The sequence below is a fragment of the Gemmatimonadaceae bacterium genome, assembly GCA_035606695.1.
Taxonomy (GTDB): Bacteria; Gemmatimonadota; Gemmatimonadetes; order Gemmatimonadales; family Gemmatimonadaceae; genus JAQBQB01.
On the sequence record DATNEW010000044.1, the window covers coordinates 11,741 to 23,501 of the forward strand.

The window sequence follows — 11,761 nt, forward strand, 5'->3', positions numbered from 1 at the left end:
ACACTGGATATATTCGCAATGGATATACGCAGGCCGGACTGAGTCAGGGATGAAATGGAAAGGGAGCCGGCGACCGGTCGGTCGCCAGCTCCCGTCTGCGTTGTCGGACCCGAACCTCGACTTAGAAGCGCGCCGCTTCCACGCCAACCCGGAAGGTTCTCGGCAGACCCTGCGTGACGACCGTCGGATTCGCCGCCGTGCCCGCGCCGCCGATGTTGATCATGTACTGCTTGTTCGTGAGGTTCTCCACCGACACGAAGCCGCTGACGCCCCGCACGAGCTCGCGCTGCACGTTGGCGTCGACCACGGTATAGGGGTCGAGCCCAACACCCTGGAGCGTCGTCGTGCGGCCCTCGTGGCGCCAGACCGCCGTCCAGTCACCCAGCTTCGACGACGTCCACGTGCCGCGAATGGTCTGCTTCGGCGACGGCACGCGGTTCACGTGCGGCTTGTGATCGTTCGGTGTGCTCGCCGGCAACGCCGACTGCTGACGCGCGTCATCGTAGTTCACGCCGGCGCTCAGGTAGAGCTGCTGGATTGGCCGCACCGCGACCGACGCTTCGCCGCCCTGGCTGCGCACCTTCGTGACGTTGAGTCGCGTACGGCACGTCGCGACCGTTCCGCATTCCGCGGGACGCGGGGGCGTCGACGTCGGCGAGAGATTCGTCGGAACGTTGAAGTTGTTGTAATCGGCCACGTACCATGTGCCCTTCGCCTGCATCCAGTCGAGCGGCTGCCAGTCGAAGCCCGCTTCGCGACCGACCGCCGTTTCCGCATCGAGTGACGGGTTCGGAATCGTGATCGACGACGCGCTCACCTGCTTGCGATACAACTCGGCGAGATTCGGCGCGCGGAACGCCTTGTACACCGCGCCGCGCACGGAGAACGTCGACGTCAACGCGTAGCGGGCGCCGAGTCGCGGCGAGAAGGCGCTGGCCGTCTTGTTCGCGTACGTCGCGTCGCTGCGCACGCCGGCCGCACTCGTCGTGAACGAATGCCCGTCGTTGTTGTTCCACTGATCGACGCGACCGCTCAGCTCGATGCGCAGCGGCTGAAACGGTGCCGCGATCGCCTGCGCGAACGCGCCGCTCAACGCCTGATCGCCGCCCGACGACACGTGCTGCGTGACCGAGTGACAGGCCGCACCGTTCGCGGCACAGGCCGCAGTATTGAAATCAACTTCGTTGAAGTCGCCTTGATAGTGCCGGAGATCGGCGCCGAGGCTGAACGACTCGAGGTGCCACGCGTTGCTGCGCGTCCATTGCGCGGATGCGCCCCAATCATGGCTCGGGATCTGAGCGGTGAGCGAAGAGTCCTCGATCGCGCGCGCGGCGGCGGACCGGAACGCGCTCGACCGCTGCTGCTCGATCAGACGGCCATCCCAGCCGCGAACGGCCAGTGCCCCATTGAGAACTGCGTTATGAGTAAATCCGAAATCCAGGTTGCGCTGATCGCGATTGTCGAACGTGAGCGGGGTGCCGAGGCTTCGGCTGTCGCCGAACAGGTGTCCGGTCGCGAACATCGACCAGTCGGACGACGGAGCGTAGTTCAGCCGAAGAAACGCGTTGCGCTGAATGACGTTCGACTCGACGTCGCTCGGACCGGCCACGCACGGACACACGGCGGTGCCGAAACCGTTGGGGCTGATCAAGCGATAGCCGCCGCCGGACTGATAGTCGCCGTTGACGTTGGCCGTGAGGGCGCCGACGAGCGGAACCCCCGCCGCGACATAGGCGTGCTGCGCGCTGCGGCTGCCGCCATCGAGCTGAAAATCGACGGCGCCCGGCGCGAGCGGCCGCGAGAAGAACGAGATCAGACCACCCATCGCCCCGTTGCCGTACAGACTGGACGTGCCGCCTTCGACGACCTCGACGTGATCGAGCATCGACTTGGGTACGCGACCCCAATCGATCCACTCACCCCACGCGTCGTTGATCGGCACGCCGTCGAAGAGCACCGCGGTGCGGCCCTCGTCGACGCCGCGAATCGAGACGATCTGCGCCGTTCCGCCAACCAGGCTGCTCTGCCGCGGCAGCTCGACGGACGGCAACTCGCGCAAGAGATCCTGCGCTTCACGCGTGGGACTTTGCTTCACCTGCTCGGGCGTCAGCACGTCGACCGTCGCGGCGACCTTCGATGCCTCGACCGGCGTGCGCGTGGCGGAGACAATGACGCTCGACAACATCAGCGAGCCCTGCTTGAGTGCGATGTCGAGCGTCGCGCTGTTTGGCGCCGTGACGGTGACGGTAGCGCTGTCGGGCGAGCGTCCGATCGCGGAAACGAACACTTTGTACGTGCCCGCGGGAACGTCTCGCAGCAGATAGACGCCCGTCGGATCGGTGATCGCGATGCGCTGCGGCATCTGGATCTCTACCCGCGCGCCGGGGATCGCTGCATGCGACGTCGCGCTCGTGACCGTCCCGTGAATACTGCCGGTCTGTTGCGCGATTGCCGCTGGAGCGGCGGCGACCAGAAGGAGCGCGCCAAGTCGATTCATCGCGTGCATGAAAATGGGCGAGTGGAGAAGCGAAGCGGGGCGGGGGATTTCGACAATCAATATACGGTCGTGACCGCCCGGCCGCTGCTGACCGATGAGCCTCTATCACCGCTGCAAGTCGGGCCGCCGACATATGGGACACGGCATGAGTTTCGGATCGTGTCCATACGTGACGCTTACCGGGCCCAGCGTCACGGTCTGATGCTGCACTGTGTCGTTTACGGTGATCGTCAACGTCGCCGTCGCGCCGTCAAGTCGGCCGACGAAGCGAGCCGGCACGGCGGGACCGAGGGCGATCGGAAACGCGCGAAGCATGTAGCTGCCGTTTACGTCGAATCGATCGTTCGTCACCGGCACGCGTCCAGCGACGTCGCCGAAGGTGCAGCCGACGTGAATGTGCATCGCGGTGTCGCCGACGATCATCGCGGCGCTGTCGCCGCCCCAGGTGCCAATGGCCAGCGCGCCGTCGAACGGCGGCAGCGTCGTCGTCGAGCTCGACGAGCAGCTTGCGATCGCGACAACGCACAACGTCAACGCGACCGCGAAGAATTTCACGGCGTTGCGCGGTCGAGCGGAACGACGAGCGTGACCGGCACTGACTCCGGACATGGACCACCGGTCGACGCAACGTTCACGCTCACGTTTCGGTTCAGATAGCCGGCGCGCGACACGATGAGTTGATACGAGCCTGCCGATACGATCTCCAGAATGAAGGCACTCGTATCCGGATACGAAGCCGGCACGTGCTCGGTGAGCGCGACGTCGTCGCCACTTCGCGACCACGCAATTTGCGTCGAGCTCGTGATCGGCGCACCCGTCGCGTTGTCGATGACGCGCACGCCGACCGCCCGAATCGCGATATCGGGACATACCACCTGCTGCGCCGACCCGCAGCCGGCGGCGAGCGCGAGCAACGTCAATCCGAGTTGCGTGTATGTAGGTATTTGCATCTGATAGCCAAACATCGCGAGACGCCGCGGCGTCACTCTCGCGTGTCAGGCACTTCGCACGCGCTCTCCATGAGCGCGAGCACATTGTCTTCCGAATCGCGAAACTCGCACAGCCAGAGATCGTGATCGGGCATCTGCGCGATGACGTGCGGCGCATCGAAGAGGCGCGCGCCCTTTCCGGCGATCTCCTTCTGCACCGCCTCGATGTCCTGCACGAAGAAGTACAACACCGACGTGCCCGTCGCCTCGCCCTCGGCGGGACTGAGCATGAGACGCACGTCGCCGCAGCGAAAAAAGGAAAGGGTCGGTCCCGCCGCGAACAGGAACGAAAGGCCGAGGACGTCGCGGTAGAAGGTGGTGGCGCGCGCGACGTCTTTGCAGACGATGGCGATCTGACCGATGCGGCTGGACGCGAGGGCGGGCATGGGAATGGGCCGTGGTGAGAGGAGATAATTAGCTAAGCTAACTATCTCCAGTATTCACGGGATCGGCGATTCGCGCAAGGGTGAAGCGTGCCCCATTGCCTTCGTGGCAAAGTTAGCCTATCCTAACTTATGGCGGCACCGCACGAAACTCCCGAACCGACGACCAACTCCGAACCCACCGGCGAACCCACCGGCGAACCCACTGGCGAACCCACCGGCGACCACGCCGGCGAGCCCACGGGGGACCACGGCTGGCGCCGCTCGCGCGTCGCGCCCAGCCTGCAGGAGGTCTATCGCTCGGTCCCGGTAGGCGGCGGCAGCTTTCTCCGCAAGCTCCTCGCGTTCGCCGGACCCGGGTATCTCGTCGCCGTCGGCTACATGGATCCCGGCAACTGGGCCACCGATCTCGCCGGCGGATCGAGCTTCGGCTACTCGCTGCTCAGCATCGTCCTCCTGTCGAACATCATGGCGGTGCTGCTGCAGGGGCTCGCGTCCAAGCTCGGCATCGTCACCGGGCGCGATCTCGCGCAAGCGTGCCGCGATCACTACTCGCGGCCGACGACGATCATGTTGTGGCTCTTGTGCGAGATCGCGATTGCCGCGTGCGATCTGGCCGAGGTGATCGGCTCGGCGATCGCGTTGAACCTGCTGTTTCATCTGCCGGTCGCGATCGGCGTGCTCGTCACCGGCTTCGACGTGCTGCTGCTGCTCGCGTTGCAAAACCGCGGCGTGCGCGTGCTGGAAGCGCTCGTGGTGACGCTCATCGCGACGGTCGGCATCTGCTTTCTCTTCGAGATCATTCTCGCGCATCCCGACGTGCCGGCGGTGATGCGCGGCTTCGTGCCGACGGCGCGCATCGTCGGCGACCGACAGATGCTCTACCTCGCGATCAGCATCCTGGGCGCGACGGTCATGCCGCACAACCTGTATCTGCATTCGTCGATCGTGCAGACGCGCCGGTACGAGGAGACCGCGGACGGCAAGCGCGAGGCGGTACGGTTTGCGTTTCTCGATTCGACGATCGCGCTCAGCTTCGCGTTCTTCATCAACGCGGCGATCCTCATCATCGCCGCGGCGACGTTTCATCGGTCGGGCCACGCCGGCGTCGCCGAGATTCAGGATGCGCACAAGCTGCTGACGCCGTTGCTCGGCGCCGGCGCCAGTACGGCATTCGCGCTCGCGCTCCTGGCCTCGGGCCAGAACTCGACGCTGACCGGCACGCTCGCCGGCCAGATCGTGATGGAAGGATTTCTTAACATTCGCCTGCGGCCGTGGATGCGGCGGTTGATTACACGGCTCATCGCCATTGTGCCGGCCGCGATCGTCGCCATTTTCTATGGCGAAAGTGGAACGGCGCAACTTCTCATACTGAGCCAGGTCGTTCTCAGCTTGCAGCTGTCCTTCGCCGTGATTCCCTTGGTGCAGTTCACGTCGGAGCGCGCGAAGATGGGCCGCTTCGCGAATCCGGTCTGGCTCAAGACACTCGCGTGGGCGGTGGCGTTCATCATCGCCGTACTCAACGTATGGCTGCTCGTGCAGACCATCCGGGGATGGGTGAGTTGATGTACCGGCGCATTCTCGTTCCGCTCGAGCACTCGGATTACGATCACGCCATCGTCGAGCACGTACGCGCGCTCGCCGCGATGTGTCATGCGTCCGTCGTGCTGATTCATGTCGCCGACGGTTGGGCGGCGCGCAATGTGAAACAGCTCCATCTGCGCGAGTCCGAGGAAATGCGCCTCGATCGCGAGTATCTCGAGCAGACGTGCGCGTCGCTGAGCGCGGACGGCATCGAGGCGGACTCCCTGCTCGCCGGCGGCGATCCGGCGCGAGAGATCGCCGACGCCGCGGCGCGGGAAGGGTGCGACCTCATCGCCATGTCGACGCACGGGCACCGGTTTCTCAAGGACGTGATCTACGGCAGCGTCGCAAACGAAGTGCGGCATCTGTCCCGCGTGCCGGTGCTGCTCGTGCGCGGCGAACGCCGCGGCACGCCGCGCGATACACCGTCGCGCGAGGTGCCTCCGTCGTGACCGCGCTCAGACCGACGCCGGTCACCGCGCCGGTTGAGGATTATCTAAAGGTCATCTTCGAGCTGGGCGGCGACGGCGGCCTGGCATCGACGAACGACATCGCCGGCGCGCTCGGCTTCGCGCCGCCGTCGGTGAGCGGCATGATGCGGCGGCTCGCCGAGCAGCGGCTCATCACGTACGAGCGGTACCGCGGCGCGACGCTGACGCGCGCGGGCCGGCGTGCCGCGCTGCGCACGATTCGGCGGCATCGCGTGATCGAGGCCTATCTCACGACGGCGCTCGGGTACCCGCAGGATCGCGTGCACGACGAAGCCGAGCGGATCGAGCACGCGGCGTCGGACGAGCTGATTGATTTGATGGCCGCGGCGATCGGCGAGCCCGAGATCGATCCGCACGGCGCGCCGATTCCGACGCGTGAGGCGTGCGAAGCGTAGCGCGCCTGTCATCCCGAGCGAAGCGAGGGATCTAACTCGTGGTAAGAGGGCTGTCCCCGCTACCGGGACGTTAGATCCTTCGTCGCTTCGCTCCTTCGGGATGACGGCTACGCGACGACGACGCGGTCTCGCCCCTCTGACTTCGCGCGCGCCAACGCATCGTCCGCCACGCGATAGAGCGTCGTCCAGTCGGCGCCATTCTCCGGAAACTCGGCCACGCCCGCGCTGAACGACACCGTGAAGCCCTGACCGGCGCTCTCGAACCGCTCGCCGCGCAACTTCTCCAGCGCTTGACCCAGGCGGCGCGCGGCGGCATCGCCGGGCATCGAATACATGCCGACGACGAACTCCTCGCCGCCCCAGCGCGCGACGATATCTTCACCGCGGAAACACTTCGACAGAATCGTCGCGACGCGGCGCAGCACGAGATCGCCGACGAGATGACCCCAGCGATCGTTCACGGCCTTGAAGTGATCGAGATCGATCGCCGCCACCGAGATGGGCTGCCCCTGACGCTGCGCCAGGCGGAAGTAGCGCTCGAGCACCTCGATGCCGCGGCGGCGCGTGGCGACGCCCGTGAGGCTGTCGACGTCGGCGGCGAGACGCAGCATGCGCGTTCGCTCGAGACGATTGCGCACGCGCGCCACCAGCTCGGGGCCGAGCACGGGCTTGGCGACGAAGTCGTCGGCGCCCGCCTCGAACATGCGCATCACGGTCATCGGGTCGACCTGGCCGGTGAGAAACAACACCGGCACCGCGGCCCAGCGCGGGTCGTTGCGCAGCACGCGACAGAGCTCGATACCCGAGAGTCCCGGCATGTCTTCGTCGAGCATCACGAGGTCCGGCGCGTGCTCGACGAGCGCGTTGAGCGCGCGCAGCGGGTCGGTCACGGCGATCACGCGCGCGCGCAGCGGCTGCAGCATTGCCTCGAGCAGCGCGAGCAGGTCTTCGTCGTCGTCCACCGCGACGATCGTCGACACATGCTGTTTCGCGACGACGAGTGAATCGCGCAGCAGGTCGATGAGCTGCGAGGGACGCACGGGCTTCTGCAAAAACCCGCGTCCGCCAAGTCGCGCGGCTTCGACGCGATCCTGAAATTCGTCGCCGCTCGAGATCACGATCACGGGCAGCGTCGGCCGCGCGACCTGCAACTCCTCGAGGAACGGCAGGCCCGCGCTGTCGACCGAGAGATCGAGCACCACCGCGTCGATGGGGCCGGCGGCGAGGGTCGCGCGTGCATCGGCGACGTTCTGCGCGGCGAGGACGTCGACACCAAGACTCCGCGCCTCGAGCGCCACGTGATCTCGGAAATCGAGATCGTCGGCGAGAATCAGCAAATGCGAACGAATCGGCAGCTCGTCGGTATTCTCGTCATCCGACATGGCCGACGGACGTTCGTCCTGGTCGATCTGGCGCCGCAGCTCCGCCGCGATGGTGGAAAGGCGCAACACGTCGCGCGACGCGATCGGACCCGATCCCGTCAGCAGCTGCTCGGCTTCTCGTGCGAGTACCGACGCGTGCTGAAAGCCGAACGTTCCCGCCACACCAGCCAGCTTGTGCGCTTCGCGCTCGGCGTTGCGGCGCGCGTCTTCGTCGAGCGGCGCCGAGAGCAGCGACTGCGCGGCGCGCTCGATGGCCGCGACACGATTCAACACCGTGTCGCGCGAACGCTCCCACAGCGCATCCATCGCGCTTTGTACGGCGACGTCGCTCATCGCGGCCAGCCGAGCAGGTCGCCGACCTGGTCTGGCAGCATGATTGGATCGAACGGCTTGCCGAGGACGCCGGAGACGTCGAGTCCGGCGAGGCGGTCGCGCTCGGCAGGTCGTGATTTGGCCGTGAGAAACAGCACCGGGATGTCGCGCGTGCGCTCGTCTTCGCGGAGCGCGGCGAGCGTCGCCGGACCATCCATGCCCGGCATCATGACGTCGAGCAGAATCGCTTCGGGCGCGTTCGCGCGCGCGATCGACAATCCTTCCGCACCCGATGCCGCGCACCATACCGTCCAGCCGGCGCCAAGCTCCAGCGACAGCTGCGCGATCTCGCGAATGTCGTCATCGTCGTCGATGAGCAGGACGGTTCGATTCATCCGGCGTGTGTTGCGTTGGGCACGACCGCGCGCCCGACTTCGTCAGCCAGCGCCTCTGGAGTGCTGCGGGCCTTCGTTACGATAGTCGCTCCGATGCCGCGGATGAAGTCTCGCTCGGCGACGTCGAGGTACGTCGCTGTATACACGATGATGCGCGTCGTCGGCGACGACGCGTGAATGTGGCGCAGCAAACGGATGCCGCTGATATCCGGCAGTAGAATGTCGACCACCGCGACGTCCGCGCCTTCCGCGTCGAACAGATCGATCGCGGTCTTGCCGCGTTGCGCCCCGATGACGCGGAACCCGCGCTGCATGAGCGTCGCGCGCAGCACTTCGACCAGGTCGGCGTCATCGTCGCACACCAGGACACGTGGCGCGCCCGGATCTCCAGTACTCAGCCGCCGCCCTTCCACGAGCGGAATCGTGAACGTGAACGTCGAGCCGTCCCCGACCGTGCTCTCGACCCAGATACGGCCGCCGTGCTGTTCGACGATGCTCTTGCAGATGGCGAGGCCAAGGCCGGTGCCTCCCTTTTCCCGTGCGTCGGACGCGTCGACCTGCTGGAAGCGTTTGAACACGGCGTCGATCTTGTCCGCCGGAATACCGCGCCCGTGGTCGCTCACCTCGAAGATGGCGAACTGCCCGTCGCGCCGAACGTTCACGTCGACCGTGGACGACGGCTCCGAGAACTTGATCGCGTTGTCGACCAGGTTCGTGAGCGTTTGGGTCATGCGGTCGGGATCGGCCCAGATCTCGAGATCGTCAGCGGTCCAGCGCAAGTGGACGCCGGCGCGATCGGCAACCGTGCGCAATCCGTCGACGCTTTGCTCGAGGATGTCGCGGACCTTCACGTCCTCGCGGTCGAACGTGACGCCGCCCGAGTTCAGACGCTCGACGTCGAGAATGTCGTTGATGAGCCGGATGAGCCGATCGGTATTCGACGCGGCGAGGTCGATCATTCGGTCGCGCTTTTCGGGCGTCGCCTCGAGCCGGCCGCCCGCAAGCAAGCCAAGCGCGCCGCGGATGGAGGTGAGCGGCGTGCGGAGCTCGTGACTGACGATCGAGACGAACTCGTCCTTCGCGCGTTCGATTTCCTTGCGCTCGCTGATGTCGCGCGCGATCACCTGCACGCGGCCGTCCTCGAGCATGGTCGCGCGAATCTCGACGGGGATGCGCGAGCCGTCGGCCCGTGCGACCCAGAACTCGCCGGTCGTGACGTGGCCATAGCGCAGCATGGGGAGAATCGGGCCCGTGGCCGCGCCGTCACGACGAACGAATGCCTTCAGTGGAAGCCCCCGAATCTGTTCTTCGGGCCGTCCAAGAATTTCCGCGGCGCGGGCATTCGCCTCGACGCACACGGCATCCGAATTCACGATGAAAATCGCGTCGGCCGCCTGCTCCATGAGCACGCGGTACTTCGTCTCGCTGTCCTGCAGCGCGCGCTCCGCGAGCCGCCGGCGGCGCAGATCGCGGTGCAGCAGCTGCAGCGCGCCGCCCATGAGCAGGAGGGCCAGCACCGTGCTGGTCAGAATGATGACCGACGTGCGCGCCGCGGATTTGTCCGTCGCCGCGTTGCGTACGGTGAGCAATCGTTGCTCTTCGGTCTTGAGGCGGGCCACGACGCCCAACGCCTTGGCGCGCGGTCCGTTGATCGACGCCTGCAGCGTGTCCAGACGTTGTTGCTGGCGCGAATTGTCGCTGGTGAGCGCTCGAGCCTGGCTGAGCTCGCCCGCCAGTCGCTGCGTGACGAACATGTCGCGCACGGGCAGGCGAATGTCGTTCTCGACTTCGTCCAGGATATGGAGGACTTGATAGGTGTGGCTGACCCAGCCGGCCTCGGTGCGGAGGTGTTGGCTGCTGAACAGCGACGATCCTCCGACGATGACGAGCGCCAGGCCGGCGATCAGAAATCCGATGTCGATCGGCGAGCGAATGCTGGGCTTCAATCTGGGCGAGACGTGCATCGATAAAAGACGGCTATCCGCACCGCGAGGGCACAAACGCGGGCGCCTCAACCGAGGCGCGCAAACCCGGCGGCAAGAACTGGACGGAACGCTCTTTGCCCCCGGGGTTGGTTGGCGCAAGCGATGAGGAAGCCATGGGCGTGCAACGTATGCCGATCGATCCCGATATCGGCATTCCCGATCTGATCTCGAGACTCGGCGACGACTCCAAGCGGCTGCTTGGCGACGAAGTCCGGCTGGCGAAGCTCGAGGTCAAAGACAACCTCAAGGGCGGCGTCTTCGGCGTCATGTGGCTCGGCATCGCGTTCGGTGTCGGTGTGGTGGCGATGGTGGCCTTCACGATGTTCGTCGCGACGCTCATCGGCCGTCTCGTGGCGGGACACATGTGGCTGGGCGCCATGGTCGCCGCCGTCATCGATCTCGCGCTCGGCGCCCTGATGATCAAGAAAGGCTTCGCGGCGTACGCGGAGCCGTCGTACACGCTGGAGCAGACGCGCTCGACGCTGCATTAGCTTTTCGGCATGCCCGTCGCGCTGCTTCTTGCAGCAGTCGTCTTCCAGACAATCGATTCCGTCCCTCCGCGTCACGCGCCGCGCACGATCGCGATCGACGAGCGGCTCGCGGCGGACGGTCGTGTCTCGATCGGCGATCGGCTGATCGTCTCGGATATACCGGGCGGCGCGGGCGATACCGTCGTCGTCTCAGCCATCGTTCGCCGCCGTGCGGATCCGTCGGAGGTGGCGCGCGCCGAGTATCGCGTGCGGATGCACCTCGACGAGCTGCAGTCGCTCATCGGCTATGGCGATCGCGTCGATCGGTTTGCGGTCGCGACGCGGCCGGGCCCGGCGGTCGATAGCGCGATTCATCAAATCGATCGCGCCGCGTTCGGCTTCCAGGCGTATCGCTCGCGCGACATCGCGGTCGAGACGTCGCGCACGTTTCTGGTCGTGAGCCGATTTCATCGCGCGATCGGCGTCATTACCATCGTCGCGAGCGCGGTTTTTCTACTGTGCATCATGCTGCTCAAGGTCGACGAGCGGCGGCGCGACGTCGCCGCGCTGCGACTGCTCGGCATCTCGGCGCCGTCGATCGTGCGTTCGGTGATGATCGAATCGGCGCTCGTCGCGGTGGCCGGGAGCGGTGTCGGCGTCGCGCTGGGTTGGCTGTCGGCGGCGATCGTGAACTGGCATTATCGCGGCGTGTATCGTACGCCGTTGGCCTTCGCCGCGGTGACGCCGAGTGTGGTGATACTCGCGGTGTCGCTGTCGGTGGTGCTCGGACTTGGCGCCGGGTTTCTCGCGGCGCAGCGGCTGGTGCATGTGCCGCCGCTCGATTTGCTGACGGGCCGGCGCGCGGCGTGAAGATTTCC

General features: G+C 66.1%; 12 protein-coding genes. 5 read left to right on the plus strand and 7 right to left on the minus strand.

The features are described from left to right. Positions 1-121: 121 nt before the first annotated feature. From VN706_23755 to VN706_23770, 4 genes are all read right to left on the minus strand, one after another. Positions 122-2,497 carry a TonB-dependent receptor gene (locus tag VN706_23755; protein HXT18663.1) on the minus strand — a complete coding sequence of 792 codons (2,376 nt, stop codon included), beginning with the start codon at positions 2,495-2,497 and terminating at the stop codon, positions 122-124. A 105-nt stretch (positions 2,498-2,602) separates the two neighbouring features. After that, complete coding sequence (locus VN706_23760) at positions 2,603-3,052, minus strand: hypothetical protein (GenBank protein ID HXT18664.1); 450 nt, start codon at positions 3,050-3,052, stop codon at positions 2,603-2,605. Continuing rightward, the gene (locus VN706_23765) at positions 3,049-3,447 is read right to left on the minus strand and encodes a hypothetical protein (GenBank protein ID HXT18665.1); all 399 of its coding nucleotides are present in this window, start codon (positions 3,445-3,447) and stop codon (positions 3,049-3,051) included. Before VN706_23765 ends, VN706_23760 begins: the two co-directional genes overlap by 4 nt. A gap of 32 nt (positions 3,448-3,479) precedes the next feature. Next, positions 3,480-3,872, minus strand: coding sequence for a VOC family protein (locus VN706_23770; protein HXT18666.1), 393 nt, complete (start codon positions 3,870-3,872; stop codon positions 3,480-3,482). Positions 3,873-4,001: 129 nt separating this feature from the next. Here VN706_23770 and VN706_23775 point away from each other — a divergent pair, with 129 nt between their 5' ends. Genes VN706_23775 through VN706_23785 form a run of 3 tightly spaced genes read left to right on the plus strand, consistent with a single transcriptional unit; the run spans position 4,002 to position 6,339 of the window. Beyond that, complete coding sequence (locus VN706_23775; protein ID HXT18667.1) at positions 4,002-5,435, plus strand: Nramp family divalent metal transporter; 1,434 nt, start codon at positions 4,002-4,004, stop codon at positions 5,433-5,435. Further along, the gene (locus VN706_23780; GenBank protein ID HXT18668.1) at positions 5,396-5,905 is read left to right on the plus strand and encodes a universal stress protein; all 510 of its coding nucleotides are present in this window, start codon (positions 5,396-5,398) and stop codon (positions 5,903-5,905) included. The genes VN706_23775 and VN706_23780 overlap by 40 nt, the downstream gene beginning before the upstream one ends. Further along, on the plus strand, positions 5,902-6,339 hold the full coding sequence (locus VN706_23785; protein ID HXT18669.1) for a metal-dependent transcriptional regulator: 438 nt from the start codon (positions 5,902-5,904) through the stop codon (positions 6,337-6,339). Before VN706_23780 ends, VN706_23785 begins: the two co-directional genes overlap by 4 nt. A 107-nt stretch (positions 6,340-6,446) precedes the next feature. Here VN706_23785 and VN706_23790 read toward each other — a convergent pair whose 3' ends face one another. The 3 genes from VN706_23790 to VN706_23800 are packed head-to-tail and all read right to left on the minus strand — an operon-like array spanning position 6,447 to position 10,392. Beyond that, positions 6,447-8,054, minus strand: a complete 1,608-nt coding sequence (locus VN706_23790) for a diguanylate cyclase (GenBank protein ID HXT18670.1) — start codon at positions 8,052-8,054, stop codon at positions 6,447-6,449. Continuing rightward, a complete protein-coding gene (locus VN706_23795) occupies positions 8,051-8,428 on the minus strand; it encodes a response regulator (protein HXT18671.1) in 378 nt (125 codons plus the stop codon). The genes VN706_23790 and VN706_23795 overlap by 4 nt, the downstream gene beginning before the upstream one ends. Continuing rightward, positions 8,425-10,392 (minus strand): ATP-binding protein, encoded by a 1,968-nt coding sequence (locus tag VN706_23800; GenBank protein ID HXT18672.1) that lies wholly within the window; start codon positions 10,390-10,392, stop codon positions 8,425-8,427. The genes VN706_23795 and VN706_23800 overlap by 4 nt, the downstream gene beginning before the upstream one ends. Positions 10,393-10,526: 134 nt before the next feature. On the opposite strand from VN706_23800, the gene VN706_23805 reads away from it, so the two are divergent. Both VN706_23805 and VN706_23810 read left to right on the plus strand, forming a co-directional pair. After that, a complete protein-coding gene (locus VN706_23805) occupies positions 10,527-10,904 on the plus strand; it encodes a phage holin family protein (GenBank protein ID HXT18673.1) in 378 nt (125 codons plus the stop codon). Positions 10,905-10,913: 9 nt separating this feature from the next. Continuing rightward, complete coding sequence (locus tag VN706_23810) at positions 10,914-11,753, plus strand: FtsX-like permease family protein (GenBank protein ID HXT18674.1); 840 nt, start codon at positions 10,914-10,916, stop codon at positions 11,751-11,753. The last annotated feature ends 8 nt before the right edge of the window (positions 11,754-11,761 follow it).

Bases quoted from the DNA above. Each gene is read 5' to 3' on its own strand.
- VN706_23810 (HXT18674.1), top strand. From the start codon at position 10,914: ATGCCCGTCGCGCTGCTTCTTGCAGCAGTCGTCTTCCAGACAATCGAT.
- VN706_23790 (HXT18670.1), bottom strand. From the start codon at position 8,054: ATGAGCGACGTCGCCGTACAAAGCGCGATGGATGCGCTGTGGGAGCGT.
- VN706_23755 (HXT18663.1), bottom strand. From the start codon at position 2,497: ATGAATCGACTTGGCGCGCTCCTTCTGGTCGCCGCCGCTCCAGCGGCA.
- VN706_23765 (HXT18665.1), bottom strand. From the start codon at position 3,447: ATGCAAATACCTACATACACGCAACTCGGATTGACGTTGCTCGCGCTC.
- VN706_23780 (HXT18668.1), top strand. From the start codon at position 5,396: ATGGCTGCTCGTGCAGACCATCCGGGGATGGGTGAGTTGATGTACCGG.
- VN706_23795 (HXT18671.1), bottom strand. From the start codon at position 8,428: ATGAATCGAACCGTCCTGCTCATCGACGACGATGACGACATTCGCGAG.
- VN706_23770 (HXT18666.1), bottom strand. From the start codon at position 3,872: ATGCCCGCCCTCGCGTCCAGCCGCATCGGTCAGATCGCCATCGTCTGC.
- VN706_23800 (HXT18672.1), bottom strand. From the start codon at position 10,392: ATGCACGTCTCGCCCAGATTGAAGCCCAGCATTCGCTCGCCGATCGAC.
- VN706_23805 (HXT18673.1), top strand. From the start codon at position 10,527: ATGGGCGTGCAACGTATGCCGATCGATCCCGATATCGGCATTCCCGAT.
- VN706_23775 (HXT18667.1), top strand. From the start codon at position 4,002: ATGGCGGCACCGCACGAAACTCCCGAACCGACGACCAACTCCGAACCC.